This window comes from Stenotrophomonas sp. 107298_Sma (assembly GCF_056480345.1).
Genome location: NZ_CM151094.1, coordinates 4,543,787 through 4,564,698, shown reverse-complemented (window position 1 = coordinate 4,564,698; position 20,912 = coordinate 4,543,787). Strand labels below are relative to the sequence as shown.

Annotated in this window: 17 protein-coding genes; 8 read left to right on the top strand and 9 right to left on the bottom strand. The window is 61.7% G+C overall.

The window, feature by feature from the left end; translation table 11 throughout:
• Positions 1-37: 37 nt before the first annotated feature.
• Together ACZK2G_RS21075 and ACZK2G_RS21070 are read left to right on the top strand one after the other, a co-directional pair.
• Entirely contained in the window at positions 38-358 is a 321-nt protein-coding gene (locus ACZK2G_RS21075) for a hypothetical protein (RefSeq protein ID WP_248298505.1), read from the top strand.
• A 188-nt stretch (positions 359-546) separates the two neighbouring features.
• Entirely contained in the window at positions 547-1,086 is a 540-nt protein-coding gene (locus ACZK2G_RS21070) for a pseudouridine synthase (protein ID WP_046983506.1), read from the top strand.
• Positions 1,087-1,179: 93 nt separating this feature from the next.
• Here the strand turns inward: ACZK2G_RS21070 and ACZK2G_RS21065 are convergent, their stop codons facing one another.
• Positions 1,180-1,554: a hypothetical protein gene (locus ACZK2G_RS21065; RefSeq protein ID WP_006401326.1), complete on the bottom strand. Its 375-nt coding sequence runs from the start codon at positions 1,552-1,554 to the stop codon at positions 1,180-1,182.
• A gap of 187 nt (positions 1,555-1,741) precedes the next feature.
• Positions 1,742-4,246 carry an ATP-dependent helicase HrpB gene (gene hrpB, locus ACZK2G_RS21060; protein ID WP_478474277.1) on the bottom strand — a complete coding sequence of 835 codons (2,505 nt, stop codon included), beginning with the start codon at positions 4,244-4,246 and terminating at the stop codon, positions 1,742-1,744.
• 67 nt (positions 4,247-4,313) lie between these two features.
• Between hrpB and ACZK2G_RS21055 the strand changes: the two genes are divergently transcribed.
• Positions 4,314-5,111, top strand: a complete 798-nt coding sequence (locus tag ACZK2G_RS21055; protein WP_046983513.1) for a TatD family hydrolase — start codon at positions 4,314-4,316, stop codon at positions 5,109-5,111.
• 49 nt (positions 5,112-5,160) lie between these two features.
• Here the strand turns inward: ACZK2G_RS21055 and ACZK2G_RS21050 are convergent, their stop codons facing one another.
• The 5 genes from ACZK2G_RS21050 to ACZK2G_RS21030 all read right to left on the bottom strand — a co-directional run bounded on the left by ACZK2G_RS21050 (position 5,161) and on the right by ACZK2G_RS21030 (position 10,063).
• The gene (locus tag ACZK2G_RS21050) at positions 5,161-6,030 is read right to left on the bottom strand and encodes a Rossmann-fold NAD(P)-binding domain-containing protein (protein WP_478475609.1); all 870 of its coding nucleotides are present in this window, start codon (positions 6,028-6,030) and stop codon (positions 5,161-5,163) included.
• A 50-nt stretch (positions 6,031-6,080) separates the two neighbouring features.
• Entirely contained in the window at positions 6,081-7,019 is a 939-nt protein-coding gene (gene panE, locus ACZK2G_RS21045; protein WP_295381116.1) for a 2-dehydropantoate 2-reductase, read from the bottom strand.
• A gap of 187 nt (positions 7,020-7,206) precedes the next feature.
• Positions 7,207-7,974 carry a hypothetical protein gene (locus ACZK2G_RS21040; protein ID WP_478474276.1) on the bottom strand — a complete coding sequence of 256 codons (768 nt, stop codon included), beginning with the start codon at positions 7,972-7,974 and terminating at the stop codon, positions 7,207-7,209.
• 323 nt (positions 7,975-8,297) lie between these two features.
• Complete coding sequence (locus tag ACZK2G_RS21035; RefSeq protein ID WP_426354864.1) at positions 8,298-9,098, bottom strand: ABC transporter permease; 801 nt, start codon at positions 9,096-9,098, stop codon at positions 8,298-8,300.
• Complete coding sequence (locus ACZK2G_RS21030) at positions 9,095-10,063, bottom strand: ABC transporter ATP-binding protein (RefSeq protein WP_478474275.1); 969 nt, start codon at positions 10,061-10,063, stop codon at positions 9,095-9,097. The genes ACZK2G_RS21035 and ACZK2G_RS21030 overlap by 4 nt, the downstream gene beginning before the upstream one ends.
• Before the next feature lie 84 nt (positions 10,064-10,147).
• Between ACZK2G_RS21030 and ACZK2G_RS21025 the strand changes: the two genes are divergently transcribed.
• The 5 genes from ACZK2G_RS21025 to ACZK2G_RS21005 all read left to right on the top strand — a co-directional run bounded on the left by ACZK2G_RS21025 (position 10,148) and on the right by ACZK2G_RS21005 (position 16,810).
• A complete protein-coding gene (locus ACZK2G_RS21025) occupies positions 10,148-10,909 on the top strand; it encodes a ferredoxin--NADP reductase (protein ID WP_197587235.1) in 762 nt (253 codons plus the stop codon).
• 66 nt (positions 10,910-10,975) lie between these two features.
• Positions 10,976-12,310, top strand: a complete 1,335-nt coding sequence (locus ACZK2G_RS21020; RefSeq protein ID WP_125899101.1) for a site-specific integrase — start codon at positions 10,976-10,978, stop codon at positions 12,308-12,310.
• Positions 12,311-12,333: 23 nt separating this feature from the next.
• A complete protein-coding gene (locus ACZK2G_RS21015) occupies positions 12,334-14,304 on the top strand; it encodes a hypothetical protein (RefSeq protein WP_008267993.1) in 1,971 nt (656 codons plus the stop codon).
• Complete coding sequence (locus ACZK2G_RS21010; protein ID WP_125899103.1) at positions 14,304-16,307, top strand: site-specific integrase; 2,004 nt, start codon at positions 14,304-14,306, stop codon at positions 16,305-16,307. The genes ACZK2G_RS21015 and ACZK2G_RS21010 overlap by 1 nt, the downstream gene beginning before the upstream one ends.
• The gene (locus ACZK2G_RS21005; protein ID WP_049459868.1) at positions 16,304-16,810 is read left to right on the top strand and encodes a hypothetical protein; all 507 of its coding nucleotides are present in this window, start codon (positions 16,304-16,306) and stop codon (positions 16,808-16,810) included. The genes ACZK2G_RS21010 and ACZK2G_RS21005 overlap by 4 nt, the downstream gene beginning before the upstream one ends.
• Before the next feature lie 42 nt (positions 16,811-16,852).
• Here ACZK2G_RS21005 and ACZK2G_RS21000 read toward each other — a convergent pair whose 3' ends face one another.
• Both ACZK2G_RS21000 and ACZK2G_RS20995 read right to left on the bottom strand, forming a co-directional pair.
• Positions 16,853-18,001 carry a hypothetical protein gene (locus ACZK2G_RS21000; protein ID WP_148565003.1) on the bottom strand — a complete coding sequence of 383 codons (1,149 nt, stop codon included), beginning with the start codon at positions 17,999-18,001 and terminating at the stop codon, positions 16,853-16,855.
• Between the two features lie 507 nt (positions 18,002-18,508).
• Positions 18,509-20,677: an SIR2 family protein gene (locus tag ACZK2G_RS20995; protein WP_197573146.1), complete on the bottom strand. Its 2,169-nt coding sequence runs from the start codon at positions 20,675-20,677 to the stop codon at positions 18,509-18,511.
• Positions 20,678-20,912 lie beyond the last annotated feature (235 nt).

Here is a 20,912-nt window from a genome sequence, read left to right as displayed (position 1 = left end):
CGAGCCCATGCTCGGCTCATCGCGCGTAGTGCGGCGCATGGCTGGTCCCAAGGCCGGCCATGCGTCGGAATTCAATCGTATGCAAGGACATGGACTGTTGAAGAAGGTTCTATACATCGCCGTTGCGGTGCTGGTGCTGACGCGGCTGATCGATTTCATGTTCTACGGCGGTCACACCCATGACCTGGTCGGGGCTGTTGGTTTTGCAGTGCTGTTCGCCGGCATCCTGCTGGATGAACGTGCACGCAGCGCAAGTCAGCCACCAGCTCGCCTGCGGCGCCGGGCCAATGTCATAGCGGCGTGCGGTATCGCACTGGTGCTGGGCTCGTTCCTACTGGAGTGGAAGGTCCTCGGCTGAGCCTGCCGTAATCGCGGCGGCAGGAAAGAGCAGCCGAGCATGGGCTATGCCGGCCGTCCTGACTGGCACCCTTCGTGCCCTCGCGCGCGACGTTGGAAGCGGCTCCTGCTGCTGCCTTCGGCTCTACAGCTGAGTGGCGCGTGGCGCGGCGTGGGACAATGCCCCACCCGCCGCCCGCCGTGCCCGCAATGCTGATTGCCTTCAACAAGCCGTTCAACGTGCTCTGCCAGTTCACCGACCGCAGCGTGCCGCCGCGACCGACGCTGGCCGGGTTCGGCCTGCCGCCGCGCGTGTATGCCGCCGGGCGCCTGGACCATGACAGCGAAGGGCTGCTGCTGTTGACCGACAACGGCACGCTGGCGCACAAACTGACCGACCCGAAGCACAAGGCCGACAAGACCTACTGGGTGCAGGTGGAAGGCATGCCCAGCGACGAACAGCTGCAGCAGCTGCGTACGGGCGTGGTGCTCAATGACGGGCCGACCCTGCCGGCGAAGATCGAGCGCCTCGATCCGGCGCCATCGCTGTGGACGCGTGATCCGCCGGTTCGCTTCCGCAAGACCGTACCCGACAGCTGGCTGGCGATCACGATCCGCGAGGGCCGCAACCGGCAGGTGCGGCGGATGACCGCGGCGGTGAACCTGCCGACGCTGCGGCTGGTACGCGCGTCGATGGGGCCGTACCGGCTGGACGACCTGCAGCCGGGGCAGTGGCGGCAGATCGGCTGATGCAGAAAGGGCCGGGTACTTTCCGGTACCCGGCCCTCTCGTAGCTGGTGGGGTCAGATCCCTTCCGCAGGAAGAGCTCTGACCCCCGCAGACTCAGGCATCGCTGCCGATGTCGCTGTGCTCGTCGACCACGGTGTCATTGCGGCGGTCGCGCGCATTGATGCGCTGGGCCTGGCCGTTCACCACATGGCCCTGCGCGGCCTTCTTCTTCTGCTGCTTGCGGTATAGCGCATAGCCAAGCAGGCCGACGCCAACGGCTGCGGCAGCCACGGCGACTGCCGGGTTGCGGCGCGCGAACCTGGTCGCGGCCTTGCCGCCAGTCTTCACCGCGCCAATGGCGGCACCGGTCTTGATCCAGTCGGCACTGCGCAGGCTGCCACCGGCGCTCTTGAGGCCGTCGCCGGCGGTGTGGGCCAGCTCCAGGGCGCGCTCCAAAGCGCGGTCGGTGATTACGGTCAGCTTGCTCATGCGGGGGGTCCTTTGCCTCGGGTCGAAGTCCAGTGTCGCGCGTTGCCCGTAAACGGTATGTCAGTCGGGGTCGCACGTGGTGTGACTCTACCGCAGCCATTCAGGATCAGGCAGGGTGGGGTTGGAGCGCTTTCCCTGGAGACGGGGTCAGAGCCCTTTGCGCTGCAAAGGGATCCGACCCCAGCAATCAGGTGCCGCGCGGCTTGGCCCGATGGGTGGCCGTCGCCGTCCACGGATCATCCGGCCACGGATGGCGCGGGTAGCGGCCCTTCATTTCCTTCTTCACCTCGGCGTAGGTGTTTTCCCAGAAGTTGCGCAGATCCTGGGTGACCTGCAACGGCCGCCCGCCGGGCGACAGCAGGTGCAGGGTGAGCGGCACGCGGCCATCGGCAATGCGCGGGGTGTCGGCCAGGCCGAACAGTTCCTGCAGTTTCACCGCCAGCACCGGCGGCAGCGGTTCGCCGCTCTCGCTGTCCAGCGCATAGGTGATTGGCCGCTCCAGTCCGGACGGCACGGTGATGCGGGTGGGCGCATGACGTTCGACCAGCTGCCGCTGCGACCATTCCAGCGGCGACTTCAGCGCCTCGCCGAAGCTGGCTTCGTCCAGCGCATCCAACCGTGTCTTGCCGGCGAACGCAGGCTGCAGCCACTGCGCACGGTTGGCCAGCAGGGCCACATCGCTGCAGTCAGGCAGATCCAGTTCCGGCATCCAGCGCCGCAGCGACTCCACCCGCGCCTGCCATTGGCGCAGGCCTTCGGTCCACGGCAACGCCTGCAGGCCGAGTTCGGCCACCGCGTCGGTCAGCGCCTGCGCGGCGTGCTGTGGATCAACCCGGCCGGCCGAGCGGCTGTCCAGCACGATGCGGTCGAAACGGGTTTCACGCAGCGCGACGAGCGCGCGACGCTCGCTGTCCCAGCGCACCACATCCTCGCTGACGAAGCGTTCCGGCCACGACTTGCGCAGCTGGCCTTCGTCCACCGGTGCTGCACGCAGCAGCAGGGCGTCGCGTGCCTCGAAGCGCAGTTCACTGGCCACAAGCCACGGCTCGCCGCGCAGGTCACTCAATTCGTGCAGGCGCGTGCTGCGGCCATTGGCCAGCAGGTAGCGCAGTGGGTCGCTGGGGTGCTGGAAACCGATGCGGTCGGGGAAGGCGTGCGCGAGCAGGTCACCGAGCTCATGGGCTTCGATGCTGGCTGGCGGTGCGGCATCGCAGCGCAGGCGACGTCGCCACTGTTTGGCGGCGGCATCAATCGCGGCCAGACCGCTGCGGTCGGCGTCGCCCGGTGCGCGGCCATTGCGGAACGCCGCCAGCGCACGCCAGCGCGCCGCCAGCGCGTCACCGCCCTGGCGCAGCGGGTCGCGCGCCTCCAGCAAGGCGGCCAGGTCGGCGGCCAGGGCTTGCGCACGTGCATCGGGCGCCGCCAGCAGCATCGCCGCCATCCGCGGATGCGTACCCAGCGCCAGCACGCGCCGGCCGAGTGCGGTGATCGCGCCGCTGCTGGACAGCGCGCCGAGCCGCTGCAGCAGTTCGCGTGCCGCGCCCATCGGGCCCGCCGGTGGCGGATCGAGGAATCGCAGGTCGCTGCTGCCCCAGGCCGCCAGTTCCAGCGCCAGCCCGGCCAGTTCCACCTGATCGATCTCGGCGCGACGCTGTGGTTCCAGCCGCTGCGACTGCGGCCACAGCCGCCACGCCACGCCCTCGGCGACACGGCCGGCGCGGCCCGCGCGCTGGTCGGCCGATGCCTGCGCGATGGCCACCACGTCCAGCCGGGTGAAGCCGCTGTTGGGGTCGTAGCGCGGCTCGCGTGCCTGGCCGCTGTCGATCACCACGCGCACGCCTGGCAGCGTTACCGAGGACTCGGCGACGTTGGTGGCCAGCACCACGCGGCGGCGGCCATCACTGGACGCCTGCAACACCCGCGCCTGCTGTTCCACTGGCAGCTCACCGTGCAGAGCCAGCACTTCCACGCCGGCATCCAGCGATTCCTGCAGCCCGGCCTGCACCCGCGCGATCTCGCGCTGGCCGGGCAGGAATACCAGCAGGTCACCCGGGTGCTCGGCCAATGCCTGTTGCACCGCGCGGCGCACCTGCAGTTCCAGCGCTTCATCGCGGCGCGCCGGGAAGTGACTGACCGCCACCGGGTAGCTGCGGCCTTCGCTGCTCAGGCGCGGCGCATCAAGGAAGCGGGCAAGGCGCTCGCCATCCAGCGTGGCCGACATCACCACCAGGCGCAGGTCCTCGCGCAGCTGCGCCTGCACGTCCAGCGCCAGGGCCAGGCCGAGGTCGCCACTGAGGTGGCGTTCGTGGAATTCATCGAACAGGATCGCGCCGACCGTTTCCAGCATCGGGTCGTCCTGCAGCATGCGGGTCAGGATGCCCTCGGTGACGACTTCAATCCGCGTACGCGCGGAGACCTTGTTCTCGAAGCGGATGCGGTAACCGACGGTGCCGCCCACCTCTTCGCCCAGCTGCCGCGCCATGAACAGTGCGGCGCTGCGCGCTGCCACCCGGCGCGGTTCCAGCATGATGATCTTCCGGTCCTGCAGCCACGGCGCATCGAGCAGGGCCAGTGGCACCTGGGTGGTCTTGCCGGCGCCGGGCGGGGCCTCCAGCACCAGCCGCGGGTGTGTGGCCAGGTGCTGCTGGATCTGCGGCAACAGCGGGGAAATCGGGAAGAGCGGGGCGTTCATGTGTAAAGGATAAAGGGCCACGGCAGCCGCAGGTACAATGCGCGGGCACTTTTCCCCCGCGATGACCATGCAACTGATCGATATCGGCGCCAACCTGACCCACGACTCCTTCGACCGTGACCGCGATGCCGTGCTGGACCGCGCACGGCAGGCCGGCGTGGTGCAGATGGTCATCACCGGCGCCAGCCGCGAGCACTCGCCGCTGGCCGTGCAACTGGCGCAGCAGCACCCCGGCTTCCTGTACGCCACCGCGGGCGTGCACCCGCATCACGCGGTGGAATACACCGAGGAATGCGATGCCGAGATGCGCGCGCTGCATGCTCACCCGGAGGTGGTAGCAGTGGGCGAGTGCGGGCTGGACTACTTCCGTGACTTCTCGCCGCGCCCGGCCCAGCACCGTGCGTTCGAGCGCCAGCTGCAGCTGGCCGCGGACAATGGCAAGCCGCTGTTCCTGCACCAGCGCGACGCGCATGCTGACTTCATGGCACAGATGAAGAACTTCGAGGGTCGCATCGGCCCTGCGGTGGTGCACTGCTTCACCGGCGAACGCGACGAGCTGTTCGACTACCTGGACCAGGATTGGTACATCGGCATCACCGGCTGGTTGTGCGACGAACGCCGTGGCGCGCACCTGCGCGAACTGGTGAAGAACATCCCGGCCAACAGGTTGATGATCGAGACCGACGCACCGTACCTGCTGCCGCGCACGTTGAAGCCGATGCCGAAGGACCGTCGCAACGAACCGATGTTCCTCTCGCACATCGTGGAAGAGCTGGCGCGCGACCGGGGCGAAGACGTGGCGGTGACGGCGGCCAATGCGACTGCAGCGACGCGTGCGTTCTTCCGCCTGCCCGACGCGGGTTGATTCCCTTCGTCGCGGCGACCCTGCGTCGTAGAGTCGAGCAAGCTCGACTCTACGGAAGCGGTGGTAGCGCTGGGCCATGCCCAGCGAACGCAGCGACCAGATCTTCCAATCCTTCCCGATACGTCGGGAACCTCGGCTCCCACCCCAGCGCTTCACGCGTGCCGCGACTGTCGATGCGCTTGTTGCTCTCGTAGAAGCGTCGCAGCGTCGGGCTCAGTGCAGGGTCGTCCCATGCCACTGCAGGTGGCATCGCAAAGCCGCCCAGCTGCGCGGCGAAGGCCAGTACCTCCTGCGACGGTGCCGGCTCGTCATCGGCCGGCAGATACAGCCCATCCACGCACGGCCGCCGCATCGATGCGATAACGACCGTTGCCAGGTCGTCCACGTGCAGCCGGTTGAATACCAGCCCAGGACGCACTACGTGGCGCGCACGTCCCTGTGCCAGCTGCAGCAGCGCATTGCGCCCCGGCCCGTACAGGCCGGGCAGGCGGAACACTGCCGATGCGATGCCGCGTTCTTCAGCAAGCGCACGCCATTGCGCTTCGGCCCGCAGGCGCATCACGCCGGCTGCTTCAGTGGCATCGACTGCACTGCGCTCGTCGACCCAGCCGCCGGCCCGATCGGCATATACCGACGTGGACGACAGATAGCCCACCCAGCGCAATGCCGGGCTGGCCTGCAGCGCGGGCAGCAACAGACGCAGTGCCGGGTCACCCTCGGCATCGGGCGGCACGCTGCACAGCACGGCCTCGGCCTGCGCGATCTCATCGAGCAGGGCCGTCGATGGCGTGGCGTCGGCGCGTAGCTGATGGCGCAGCAGGCCATCGTGCGGTGCCGACGCCGGGTCGCGCACCGTGCCGACCACGTGTACGCCCAGCACCCGCAGATGCGTGGCCAGCACGCACCCGCTCCAGCCCATGCCGAGGATCAACACCCGCGCGGGCAGGGCGTTGGCCTGCGTCGTATCGCTCACGCGCCGCGCAGTGCCTGGTAGGCCTGCAGGCTGCTGTAGGCGACCTGCAGCAGCAGGCCTTCCTGGTCGGCCTTGCGCGCACGCGCCAGCATGTCGCCGACAATCTGCGCGGCCTCCACCTGCTGGCCGGCCTCCAGATCGCGCAGCATCGAGGCCTTCAACGCTGAACCGGCCTGGGTCAGGGTCCCGCGCGCGGTGTCCTGCGCGGCATCGGGAATCGGCTCACCGGCAGCTTCGGCCACGGCCAGGCATTCGTCGTACAGGCCGCGCACTATCGCCTCGCCATCATCGGTGGCGACGATGGTTCCGATATCCGCACGCAGCAGGCAGGTAGCGGCGGCCAGCGCAGTCAGGAAGGTGTACTTGATCCACTGCTCCTGCCCAATGTGTTCGCTGGCCAGGTGGTCCAGGTTGGCCTGCGCACAGGCGGCGGCGAAGGCGCGCACGCGCGTGGAGATCACACCGCCGTCGCGCTCGCCGAAGGTGAGCTTGGCCGGCTTGCCCAGATGCAGCACGGCGCCGTCGGGTGCCTTGGTGGCGCTGATGAAGCACAGGCCACCGAGCACCGCTTCGCGGCCGAAGCGCGCATCGAGCGCGTTGTAGTGATGCAGGCCGTTGAGGATCGGCAGTACGGTGGTGTTCGCACCGACTGCCGGCGCGATGGCATCGATCGAGCTGTCCAGGTCGTAGGCCTTGCAGCTGAGGATGACCAGGTCGAACGGCTTCTGCGCGGCCAATGCGGGTAGTGCATCGGCGGTGACGTGCTGTACAGGGAAACTGGCATCGCCGAGCGGGCTGCGGATGACCAGGCCGTCGCGATCCAGCTGTGCGGCGCGTGCGGGGCGCACGAGGAAGGTCACGTCCACGCCGGCCTGGGCCAGGCGACCACCGAAGTAACCGCCGGTACCGCCGGCGCCAAGGATCAGGATGCGCATTGCACGTTCACCGTCTTCTGGGGAATCAGGAGTGCGATTGTGCCGGAGATTGCGGCCAACGGCGGTGCCCCTCGTGGTGGTTCGCGGAATGCACTGTTCATTGGGGTTGGTTGGGCGCGGCCACCACGGGAAGCAGATCAAGAGCGGAAGCGGGTCGCTCGCTGCGCTCGCTCGAGCAGAGCGGTGCTCAGCGCAGCTGTTCGCTGAAGTCTTCGGTGTAACCCAATAGAAGCGTGGTGCGGTTGGCCAGCGTTGCAGCCAGCTCTGACCACGTGCCGTGCGTTCCGGCCGCGTAGACGCGCTGCAGGTCCGCGACCAACGCGCTCGCCTCTGCAGGCGACGGTGCGCTGTCGCGCTGGAAGCCGAGCCACGATGCGCCGAGTCCGAACAGGCGGTAGTCGTAGTGCTCCTGCAGATGCCGTATGAGGGCGTGGTTCTGGAAGATGTCCCAGTCCGCGCTGAAGTAGCCGTTGGGCAGGGCGGCGATCAGCAGGTCATCACGGGTCACGGGCACCTGCTGCACGCAGACCACGTCATCGATGATGAGATCCGGTGTCGCATTGGCAGCGACCAGCGCCTCGGTGTCCTCGTTGCTGCACATCAACGTGCCGGCCAGCGCTGTCCACTCCAACCGATGCGTGGAATGCTCAAGCTGCGCGACCACATTCGCCAGCAACCGCTCGCGTGCCGCCAACGCATCTTCCGGCGTTGCCGGGTCTTCGTCCTCGTACAGCGCGATGCGCTCGTCATCGGACGCATGCATGCTGGTGTAGCGGCACTGGCCGACATCGTCGAGCGTGCACAGGTAGCGATGGCGGGGATCGGCCATGTGCAGCGAGGCCAGGCAATCCAGCACCTCATCCAGCGTGGGCGAATCGCTCAGCAGGACATGGCTGAAGGCATCGATCAGACCCTCCGATACGGCCTTGTCCAACGGAATGGAAATGATCTTCATCGCCACAGCCTAGCCGCAATCCGAAACGAAAAGAGCCAAGCATCGGCTTGGCTCTACAGGGAACGCTTCATCCACGCATGGCGTGGATCTACCGTGTCGACCAAGGTCGACACCCACCAACAGCAGCGGGAACCTGTCGAGGGCGGGGTGGGTCCGGTTGCGGGGGCGTGAGCCGCATGGATGCGGCGATCGAGCTTACATGGACGTACTTGCAGCGTCCCCCGCAACCGGACCCACCCCGCCATCCCACGGATAGTCAGCTGTTGAAGTTGCCGTTGACGTTGATTCGGCGGGTGCAGGGCCGCAGGCCCTGCAGAACATCCTCAGCTGCGCATGCCCACGCCACGGCGCAACAACCACAGCGCCAGCGCCGTCAGCACCACCACGAAACCGATCATCAGCGCATACGCCACCAGCACCGGCACATCGCTGCTGCCCAGCAGGCCATAGCGGAACGCGTTGACCATGTAGAAGATCGGGTTCGCGTGCGTGGCCGCCTCCGCCCATGGCGGCAGCAGCTTCACCGAATAGAACACGCCGCCCAGGTAGGTCAGCGGGGTCAGGATGAAGGTCGGCACGATCGCCACGTCATCGAACTTCTTCGCGTACACCGCATTGATGAAGCCGGCCAGCGAGAAGATCGTCGCACCCAGGATCACCGTGGTCAGCGTCACCAGCGGATGCGGAATGCGCACCGGGGTGAAGAACATCGCGATGATCAGCACGATCACGCCCACCATCAGGCCGCGCAGCACCGCACCGGCCACATAGCCCCACAGGATCACCCAGTTCGGCATCGGGCTGACCAGCAGCTCTTCCACGTGGCGGCCGAACTTGGCGCCGAAGAACGAGGAGCTGATGTTGCCGTAGCTGTTCTGGATCACGCTCATCATCACCAGGCCAGGCACGATGAACTGCATGTAGCTGTAACCACCCATGTCGCCAACGCGCGAGCCGATCAGGCCGCCGAAGATCAGGAAGTACAGGGTCATGGTGATCGCAGGCGGTACCAGGGTCTGGCCCCAGATGCGCATGATGCGGGCGACTTCGCGGCGCACGATGGTCATCAGTGCGATGCGGTTGCGCTGGCCGTCGGTCAGGACCGGGGTCGGGGTGCTGCTCATGCGGACGTCTCCTGGTTGCCAGTGAGGCGCACGAACAGTTCCTCCAGGCGGTTGCTCTTGGTACGCATCGAGCGCACGCGGATGCCCGCCGCGTTCAGTGCCTCGAACACGCGGTTGAGGTCCATCGCACGTGGCATGTCGATGTCCAGCGTATGGCCGTCGGTGGCGGTCAGGGTTGCCCCCTCGATCACCGGCAACCGGGCGGGCAGGATGCCGTCGATGTCCAGCAGGAAGCCTTCCACGTCAAGCTTGGCCAGCAGTTCGCGCATCGGGCCCTGGGTGACGATCTGGCCGTGGTCGATGATGGCCAGGTTGCGGCACAGGTGCTCGGCCTCTTCCAGGTAGTGGGTGGTGAGGATGATCGTGGTGCCGGCGGCGTTGATCTCCTTCAGCACCCGCCACATGTCGCGGCGGATCTCGATGTCCACGCCAGCGGTCGGTTCGTCCAGGATCAGCAGGCGCGGCCGGGTCATCATCGCGCGGGCGATCATCAGCCGGCGCTTCATGCCACCGGACAGGGTGCGGCTCATCACCTGCGCCTTCTCCCACAGGTGGGCGCGCTTGAGCTCGACTTCGGCCATCTGCTCGGCTTCGGCGCGCGGCACGCCGTAGAAGCCGGCGTAGTTCACCAGGATGTCGAAGGGCTTTTCGAACAGGTTGAAGTTGATTTCCTGCGGCACCAGCCCGATCAGGCGCATGGTGGCGCTGCGGTTGCGCACCAGGTCGCTTCCGAACACTTCCACCTGGCCCTCGCTGAGGTTGACCAGGGAGCTGATGATGCCGATCAGGGTCGACTTGCCGGCACCGTTGGGGCCGAGCAGGGCGAAGAAGTCGCCCGGGGCCACTTCCAGGGAAACGCCCTTCAGGGCCTGGGTGCCGTTGTCGTAGGTCTTGCGCAGGTCGCGCACGCGCAGGGCGGGCGCCGTATCGTTCAGGGAAGCCAAGCTCGAAGCCTTCGCGCCCATGGGCTGGCGCTGGAGAGGGGCGGGGAGGGGCTATTATAGAAGACCCCGAGGGCTTGCCCCGGCTACACACTGTCCCGAAAAGTCGTGCCTGTTCAATTCCCCCTCAAGCTGGTCGGCTGCCGCATGCTGGCCCCGACCGTCGGCCACTACCAGTTCGTGCGTGACGATGGACAGCCACTGGATTTCCAGCCTGGCCAGTTCATCCAGGTCCATTTCAGCTACGCCGACGGCACCGAAACCAAGCGCAGCTATTCGCTGGCGACCATCCACGACCACGCGCTGGGCCCGGGCGAGGCGGTGGATATCGCGGTCAGTTTCGTACCCGGTGGCGCCGCCACGGCCCTGTTCGAGGCGCTGGAGCAGGGCGGCCAGATCAGCGCGTCCGGCCCCTACGGCCGCTTCTGCCTGAATCCAGGTGACCACAACGCCCGTTACCTGCTGATCGCCACCGGTACCGGCGTTACCCCGTACCGCTCCATGCTGCCGCTGCTGGAGAAGGCCATGGCCGAGCGCGGTGTGCAGATCGTGCTGCTGCAGGGCGCGCGCAGCCCGGGTGAGTTGCTGTACAGCGAAGACTTCTACAGCTTCGCCGAAAAGCATCCGAACTTCCGCTATGTGCCGTGCCTGTCGCGCGAATTGCCCGCCGATCCGCACCCGGACGTGCAGCACGGCTACGTCCAGCAGGCGCTGTCCGGCTTCACCCCGGACCCGGCCACCGACATCGCCTACCTGTGCGGCAACCCGGACATGGTCGATGCCTGTGCCGAACTCCTCAAGGCCGCCGGCCTGGGCAATCCGCAGATCCGCCGCGAGAAGTACGTAAGTTCAACCCCTTCAAAGGCTTAAGTGGCCTATTGACCTTGGCGAACAGCGGGCGTACCGTCCGCTGCAGGTCAGCTCGGAGTCAATCCGATGCAAGTGGTTATGCCCCCTGAGGGAGCCTTTGCACACGCGCCTAAGTTGCAGCATGTACCGATTCTGATCGGTGACGATGGCTCATACCCAATTGAAGCCAACCGCTACCTCGATGAGCGCAGCAACGGGGAATGGCAACTTCCTCGCGACCGATCAAAAGCAAAAGCTGAGAGTGAGCTCTTTTACGGGCCCATCCCAACCTTGCGCTCGCGAAGAAACATGGCCGCAAGGCTTTCTATTTTTCTCGAATGGTGCATAGACCAAGCCACTGATTGGCGAGAAATTTCCTACAACGAGAATATCCTTCATCAGTATCAGCCGGCACTCCTGAGTGGAGACGGCTCCCCGAGTGGGAGGCAGTTGGATCCCGCTACAGTTAACCTCTACGTCAATGAGGCGTGTCTATTTCTGACCTGGGCCAGCGAGCGCGGCTATCGCCTGCCCATGCAGATACCTGTAAGAAAAGTTGCATACACCTACATATCGCCCACAAGCTCGCAAAGCGGAACACTGCGCTCAAAGACTGTGCGGATCGGGTCTCTAACTGCGCCGGAAGCTCCGATCATCCTCCCTCCTGACAGGGAGGTTGAGATGTGGTTGAAGTCGATTTCGGTGCGTGCGCCCGTAAAAATTCTGATCTTCGAGCTGATCATCCGTTCTGGCCTCAGGATCTCGGAAGCCAATCAACTACGGGTCACCTGTTTTCCAGCAAAAAGAACGAGCGAGAGAACCAACTGGCAACCCGACTGGATATTGGCTGGTGAGGTTCCGCTAGTGCTCAAGTATGGCACTAAGGGAGGCAAGGTCAGTCCTGGGTCAGACCTTGGCACAAGATGGCGTACGGTATTTGTGCCACTAGATCTTGCCGAAAGGATCTGGCACTACATTTCGGTGATTCGACCGACCCAGCTGACGAGATATCACATTGGTGATAGGAAACACACCAAGCGGACAGATCGTCTGTGGCTTGGAGAAGGTGTGAACCGACCTGTGAGCAATGAGATGCTTCGCCGGATTTGGACTTCCGATCGGCATTGTCCCAAAGGATGGCACCCTCATACAGGAAGGCACCATTTTGCGGTGGAGAAGATCTGCGCCCTGACGCGGGCGCAGTTGGCCCTCGCAGGCAACTCAGAGCTGAGTGGTGCTGACTTCGGTTGGTTGCATGGGCTCATGGCCGGACAGGTAAAGATGCTTCTCAGTCCGCTTATGGGGCACGTTGATGAGCGCACGACGATGCAATACTTGCGCGCTGCGGTAGCCAAAATTGGTCGTGATCGAGGGCATCCAGCAATTCGTTGGAATGCGATCATCGACGAGGCATTGACGTGAGAGCGCGTGAAGATACAGGGGGAATGCCTGGGAAATGGGTGGTGCCCTGTACACATCCGGACCTCATTAGCACGGGGAAGATCTATGACTTCTCGATTCTGGCGACTGGTGCAAGTGATGCCCCGCCCATTGCCGCAGTCAGGCATTCCTGGAAGGGGGGATTCACTGGTAGGCCGGAGCTGCTGCGCGATCTATGGCCTACGCTGAGCGCGAGTATTGAAGGCATCGCATCAGACGGTGCAGCTGCAAGAAGGGGGGCACTGGTGTCCTTCTGGAGATTCCTCGATGCACTTGAGGGATACATGGCCTCAAATGGAATTCCATTCAAACGGGTGGTTAGACTTCGCGATCTGACATCCCGGCACGTTGCCCTCTACACAAGCCCGGGTCCGGAGGGTGCATGGGATGCCACTATGGACAGCAGAGCTGCCGTCGTCCGCGCGATTATAAAGACCGCGATTAGCTACCATGAACTTCCAGAGCTAGTACTTCCAGTTTTCAGGATAGCCTCGAATCGCCGCGAGACCCCATCCGAAGAGCACGGATTGGCCGTCATTAGGCTGCTACGAGCGGAGGCACTGAAGGTTCTACAGCGGTGGAGGAGAACGGACAGACTCATTCCTCAAGGACGCGATCTGATCGAGTTGTACAGAGAGAATCCTGAGTTCATGAATGCCCCCGACTTCGTATGTACGGAAGCGGATGCGCACGCGACCTATCGCGCGCTCATAAGGCTGACGGGAAATCCAGTGCCTCGGCGATCTCAGTTGTTGGCGATCTTCGGCAAGCGCATCAAAAGACTCCCAAGCTGGTGGGCGCACTACCCCGATGACCACGAACGATCAGGAAGCGAGGTCGGCTGGCACGATCTGGTTGCCGGAACCTATCCTACTAGCGCAGATGTCTCAATTTTCTTCCTGCTCTTTGTAGCGCGGAGCGCCTGGAACCCCGCAACCGCAGCATCCATGAACTTGAGCGACTGGACGGCAGTCTATGATGAGCAGCATGCATGGATCTATGCGCCTAAGGACCGGGCCAAAGGGACCGCGCAATGGACTGTGTCACGGGTAGGCGATGCGACGGGCTGTCATTCGTTAGTTGAGCTTCTTCTGAAGCGGACAGAAGGGCTTCGAGGCCATATCGAAAGAAACCCGCGCCTGTGCCCTCTCCCAGACGTTGTCGCTCGTAGTCCATGGGTGGGCGTAACAGTGCGCGGACGGCGACAAGGGGTGTATGTAGTAAATCCCCGCACAACTCGAACTGCAAACAACTGGCTCGCCTCTCTGATAGAGCAACTCGATGACGGCACCCGTACAGCTTCCGAGACCATGTCAATTGGACAGTTCAGAGATGTCGCCGCGGCTGCGATCTTCAAGGATTCTCAATACTCGAACTGGGTAATGATGGTACTACTTGGTCACAAGAACCTCATGACCACTAGGCACTATGGCTACCGAAGATCTTCTTTTGAGGAATCCTTCTCGCTTGTGTCCGAAGTGATTGATGACTTGTTCTCCCAGCTTCGGGTCAATCGTGTGTTCGACGTAGCCTTGACGAGGGCGAAGCTCGCAAAGTTGGACGTCAGTGAAGCCGAGATCGAAAAGCTGAATCAAGCACGCCGTCATAAGACCTACGACGGAAGCGGATGTGCAGATCCTTACAGCCCGCCAGCAGTCATTGATCCAGGCAATCCGAGAGATGGATGCACTCTATGCGTCCAGCAGCATAGGTGTGCTTCCAGCGGCTGCCCCAACTGTTTTGTGTTCACGGACAGCCTGGACTTCATCTGCCGGCGTGTGGCAGAGCTAGAGGCAGTTCGGACCTCCGTAGGAATGGTTCGGTTCGATGCTGGATCAGATGCAAGTGACCTGGCGCGGCTTCGCCTAACCGTTCTTCAATGGCCAGCAGATGCAGTGAAGTTCGCCATTGATAAGTGGGCGGCAAGGATAGCCTCCGGTGAGCACATGCCAATCTACTTCGCAGGGCAGCACTGATGAAAATGGTCAACCGGTCTCTAGTAGCAGGCAACCATGAACTCCTAGCTCCTGACGTGGAGGTGTCGCTACTGTCGATTAGTCCGAATGAGCTGAGGTTGGCGCCGGAGGCAAAGCTGAAGCAGCTTCAGAAGCTTGTTGGAATGGGGGACAACTGGGGCGTTCTTCGTATTGACGACGAACATCAGTCTGGCCTACGGACCTCTGATCTCGATCTAAGGCTCTATTCTGGAAGGGGCAAGACGTGCAAGGGGAAGCACTCACCCTTCGTAGTTCGAGAGCTTATGAGGCTGGCGATCACGATGGCGATAATTCCAGGCAAAACCGGGAAGGTGTATAGATACACAACGATCCGGACGCTCATTGCCAATCTTAAGAGGGCGATCCAGCGTACAAATGTACGTCCAAGCTCCAAGAGACTCTGGAGCCTGGTCGAACGCGCTGGCCTGACGCAGAAGTACTCTGACTGCCTTGGGGTGGTTGAGTACTACCACCGACTGGGGTGTCTTCCCGATGGCCCCGCGCCCATGCGTCCAACGGTTCATGGAATGAAGGCTGCGCGAGATCGAACGGGTGAACCTGAGCATACAATCCCGGTCAGCATAGCGAAACCTCATCAGCCATACTCAGATGAGTTCGTCTCTGAAGCAGGCTCGATGGCACTGGTGATGATCGAAGTCGTTGGTCCTACTTTGTTGGATGCCGTAGAGGCCGCACTCGCCGCTACTGAAACTACTCGTGATCTGAAAGACGGTCCCTCGCCATCTCCCAGTCGCCGAGCTGCTCGCGTAAGCAATGCTGTGATCCGGTCATGGGAATGGCGGGGGCCTGACGGGGAGCCGCTTAGGGATGCCCCGCTTCAATTTTCGATGAAATCCGGGCGAAGTGGAAAAACCGTCGCATGGCCGCCTCGGACGTTACCCCAGGCCTTGCGCCTGATAGTGGTTCTACAGGGTGCACACGCTTTTCCGGTGGCTCTTTCTGGCGGTCCCCGACATGGTGAACTGCTAACGATGCAGATCGGCTCGCTTGGCAAGCGAGGTGGTTCCAGTGTTTACGAGTTCAGAACCTGGAAGTTTGAGAATCCCGGAGGGAGGCAGAGTGAAGCGCCAGCGCCGTCAATTGCCATTCAAGCGATTCTGCAGCAAGAGCGCCTAGCGAACATTTTTCGACGGCACCACGGCCTAAAGGGGAACGGCCTGTGGGTTTCCCCAAGATATCCAGATAAGGTGCCGAGCCTTGCGCATGTGTTCAATAGCTTCGTGGAGATACTTGGCCTGGAGCGCTGGCTCACCGATGGTGGTATGAACCCGCATCGATTCCGAAAGACCCTCGCTCGAATTGTTGCTCTAGCGCTTGTCCATGCGCCAAAGATTTTGATGGATGTCTTTGGGCACAGGGATGAACAAATGACAATCATGCGCTACATACTTTCGGATCCAGGAATTCTTTCCGAAGTACAGCAAGTTGTACGTGAGATGCTTATTCTAAAGGGAGTGGAGGCGATCAATAAGGCTGATGAGGTTCAGGGGGCCGGCGCAGAGAAGCTACGGGGGCGTGTGGCGCTGTTCGCGCGCCGGCTGGGTAAGTCCGCCCTTGATCCGCAGAACATCAGGGAGTTCGCCCGCGCGATGACTGCTGAGGGCTCTTCTTGGGCAGTTGTCGCACCAGGAATAGTGTGTACGAACTTCACCGATGGAGGCCTTTGCAACAAGGGGCATGGTCAGGCTAATCCACACTACTGTCATCCTGCATGTGAGAATCAGTTGATTCTCCCTGACGACGAGGATAAGGCGTCCAGAAGCGTTGTTCAGGCCATCGAGACAGTTCAGTACAATCTTGAGTTGCTAGAGCACGCTTTCGTGGATGATGACGTTATGCTCATTGCTCAGTTCCGGGGGCAGATCAAGTCCGTGCTCGGCAGGTGGAAGAAGGTGGACGAATACTTCTCGAAGAGCAGTTTGCTGACGCGCCTCGTACCCAATGTGGTACTTCTGAAATGAGACAAAAGAAGAGTCTTGCCGAGCTTGGAAAGGAGCGGACGGAGGCGTTCGTTGCACGCCTTCGATCAACTATGGCCGAGATTGACAGGGAGATATCGGAGAACGACGGAGTGTATCCACGGAACTCTGGTCGGCTGAATGTTGCAGAGCTGTGTCGGCGGGCAAAGGTAACAGCGGTATCGCTGCACGGAGAGAAGCATGCCGGCACCACAAAGCTCGAGGTGCAGGCCTGGCTCACGAAACTTCGAGTGGACGTTCCTACGAGCGTGAAGGCCGCCAGACGAAAGTCCTACTCACAAAGGCTGGGATGGAAAGAGAGGTACGACGGTATTTCTGCGCAGTTCAAGAACATGTACTCGATCGAGGTGGTGCAGCGAGATGCAAAGATCGCCGCCTTGAAGAAGGAGATTTCTGAGCTGAAGTCACAGATCAAGAAGCAGCGCGAGGCGGGCTCAAGGGTGGTTGGAATCGAGAGCGGGAGAAGGAGAAAAGCGAGTTCGTAATAGGGCATCTCGCAAGCTTCGAATGATGCCCCGCCAGAACTCTTAGGAGCGCGTTCGCACCAGCTCCTCAAGTCGATGAAACTGGTTGTTTCGCTCTAGGTCGGGAGCGGCGGCCCTTACTTGAGCTAGGCATTCATTCAGTCCTAGAGGCGCCCATTGTTGGGATCCAACAACGGCACCCAGCAAATCTAAAGCCTCAGTTGGCGACTGGCTACAAAGGCCAGATTCTAGTAGAAGATGGACGATGTAGTCCGAATTCGCTACCGGCTGAAGCCAGTCACGTACCGCCTTCAATGCGGAAGGGAACTCAACCCGGGCCGCGATGGCGAGTCGAGCTAAGGAGGCAGCAATGCTGGGTGTAGCTAGATTGCGCGATTTTGGCCAAATCTCCTGCCAGAAGGGTTGGACTCGATTTCTCCAGAAGTCTTCGCGTTGATCGCCTGCGGCCTCCAGTGCTTGGGAGAGCGATTGTGCGGACTTCTCCAGTCCATCCTGTGGAAGCTTGCCCAATGCAGATCTAAAGTCGTCCCGAGAGTAGCCTTCCAATTGCCCTAGGGCTGAGTGCGTTAGGAAAGCAGAGAACTGTCCTCGGTGTTCACCAAGGTCGGCGTAGTGACCGGCCGTCAATAGGAACTGCGACTTCAATGCCACCATCAATGGCTGGTACAGTCGCGGTGACCAAAGAAATCCTTCCCAGGCTGCTTTCGCTTCGACAGGGTTGGACCAATCGAAGAGCGGTAGTAGCGTCGCTTCGGTCCACGCCCGGTCTACGCGATACAGGGCGATGAGTCTAGATGCGAGCAACACCCTGCCATGGCGGAATCGATCTACTTCAACATCGCATATGGCGGAAAATGCCGCCTTAAGTTCAGGGGGAAGTAGGTCTCCATCGTTGGGCGCCCTCTTGAACCATAGATTGAGCAAGGCGCGCGTGGCATGCCCAATGGGGTGATTAATCGCCTCCGAGACAGGGTTATCGATTGGCTCGCCGTTCCTTGTCATGCCACTACTCAAGGGGATCGGAAGCGCAAGCACTCGACCGGCGAGAGTCAATAGGAGGTTCTCGCGATTCGCGCCGCTTCTTGAAGTGGCCTCCATCCACCACGCTACTGCAGGTGCGATCTCGGACAGAACTTCATCAGGCATTAGCAGTACCAAAGGCGATGCGTACTGCCAGGAGCGGGCTGCCATTGAATCGTCCGACCAAACCTGAAGCGCCTCGCGCCACCGAACTGCGGGCCAGACGTCTTGGTGAGCGAGGTCGCAGAGCGCGGCAAGGCTATGGAAGAAGCGAGTACGGCAGACATCCCGCCAAGTGTCCTCATAGAACGGTCTATGGGCAGGCCTCGGCGATTCAAGCCATTCAACTAGCTCCTTGCGAGTGCGAGGGGCGACATCGACCTCTCTGCCGTCCTCGAAATCCGGATCTCCGGTGCCGCTCATCCAGTGTGAGAATTCGTCCTTCTCGTTAGGGTCCAATCTCAACTCAGGATGCGCGATGGATATCTCCGCTAGGCGCCTTGCTGCAGACACACCAAGATGTAGGCCCGAGGACTCCAGCTTCGCTAGACGAATCCATACTGCGCGAGCAACCAGGCGATCCCAGCGTTCGGACTCCAGATCATCGCGATACATCTCGCGGGGAGGTCCTGCCAAGATGACATTCTCCAAGCGTGCTTGAGACGCGTTGTCTAGAATTCACCCCTGGAGAACAAGAAGCCTCAGCACTTCGCGTGCGGTGCACTGCGACCACAGCCACCGCCCCTCATCCAGTAGCAGCCAATCGACCCACTGCTCCTGCTCGATGCAATTGTCCTGGCTGGCCGCAAACAATGCCAGCCGCTTGAATGTGGGATACGGGATCTCGAACCATGCCTGAGCCATGAGCGTGGATCTCGACTCATCCGTAGCTCGAACTGCTAACCAAGCGTCGCGTAGCAGTTCAATCAGGCTAACCCAGTCTCGGAAGGACCGGTTCTGCCAATGGGGCGTGATTGATGGAAGGTCCCAGTAGGATCTATCGACAAGGTCATCTGCCTCTCCTAGATCTCGAAGAAGGCCCAGCGCGTCACAGAGCAGTTGCTGTAGGTCCGAATGCAGGAGCGGGAGTGCCTTCTCCCACTCACCCTTAGACTGATCCTGGAGGACCGCATGTACATTGTCCTCCGCAAGCACAAGGTCCCAGTCAACCAACTGCTTAATTCGCACTGTCTCGTCTGCACCATCGGCCACTTCGCCGTCCCAAACAAATGGACGCCTTAGTGTGATCTTTGGGCTGAGAAGGCTACGAAGTTCCATCCGAAGAGACGTGTTCAGTCCCTCACGTCTAAGACGCTTGATCCAACGATATAGCAGCCCCCCTGACAGTGGGGTCTTGAGTCGGCCACCGAGCACGATTCTCCAAAGAGTTCGCATCTTTGGATCGGGCACACCCTTTGGGGCGTCCAGGCGAATAAGATCCAGCTCCGAGACTTTGCCATCCCGTTCCAGTGTGGCCAGACGCTCAAGTTCGGAGTCGACTAGAGAGATCCAGCGACTATCCATCTGCCCGCCACGCTCTGCAATCCATATGATCAATCGTGGATCGTCCAGATGACGCACAAGCCAGCGTGCGAGCTGGAACATCAATCCATCCCATCGGCTGGCCATACTTCCAGAAGACGCCAGTGTCATAGGAGGAGCGTGATCATAAGGCGCAGGCCTACGAACCAAGCTGAATCTGAGTTCTGCATCCTCCTCCTTAACCGAGGAGAAGCCAAAGCGGGCTAGATCCCTCTGCAAGAATCGCTCATGGGAAAATGCCTCGAGGAGCCACTCAAGCGGGGGAACTGGATTGAACTCCGCGAAGCGCTTCGCGGGGAGGCCTGACTTGTCTGAAAGAGCCCACAGCATTCGTCCAACAAAATCGTCCTGGAGCGTGCTGTCCTGAGGTTGGGCCATGGCGTGCTTCGCAACAATGGCCTCTTTACCTTGAACTCCATCGCGATAGACATCTGCCCAAGTCCTGATTGTGTCGTGCAACGCAGAGTGGTCATGGGTAGCAGGCTGAACCCTGTAGAGGATAGGTCTAACGCCCTTAGCTTCCCATTCAATAGTCTTCAGATGCTCTTTCCCGGCTTCGCAATCTCCGAACGCCCACGCCTGCGGGGTAACCTCACCGAGCATTCGATCTGCTGCTAATGCGTCCATCATGTACCGGAGGACCGGATCGTCAATGCTGTATCCAATGAAGCAAACGACATAGTTGCGAAAAAGTTCGCTGACGAACCGCGCGGCCCAGCGTTCGGTCAAGTAAGCCAAGCCGAAGTCACCACTGGTGGCCACTAGTCGATGGAGTGCTGCATCATCCTCACTCTCCGGAAGCAGGCCATGCAGAAAGACAAGCCCATCCCAGCGGCTGCTCTTAGGGATCGGCAGCATTGGAGCGGGATAGGCCGGAAATGGTTGGCCCATGCGCTTCGCCGCCGCGTGGAAGGTTCGATCGAAGTTGGTAGTCACCAACCGCAACGCGCCATCCCGGCTTCGTGCTAACCGAAGAAGCGCTGCTTGGGTGTCAATTGCTCCCTTCCGACGAAGCTTGGGTCTCAACGATTTCGCTAGGGCGCGCCGAACCGCCAATCGCTGCCCAGGCAGTCGCCTTTCAAGTAGATCGAGAGTCGCGTCGAACTTTGAATGATCGAAGGCGGCACGCTCGATGTCCGTGAATGATGTCCCATTCGACGCATAGATTTGCTCAACCAGTCCTTTGAAACCAGGTAGTCCTGACGGGTAGGAGACTCCGGCGCCGCAGAAGAAGACTACTCGTCCTTCTTCGTGTGCCTGTAGAAGTGCTTCTGGGATGTCTGGCCCGTCGACGATGAACTGCATTGCAACTCCCTCTGAATGCTCTCGAACAGAGTGTAGGTTCAAATCAGATGGAATTGGCCAATCGCAGCGTCCAATTAAGTTCTTCTTTTGAAGTTTGTGCGGATTCAGTCTGATGGTCCAAGAGGTGAGATCTGTCCGAGCCCGCTCAACGCCTCGTCGTGGCAGTGCCAATCATTCTTCAGTAAATTCGGCTTCGAACTCGTGCTGATGTGGCAGTATTGAAGGTAGGGTTTTT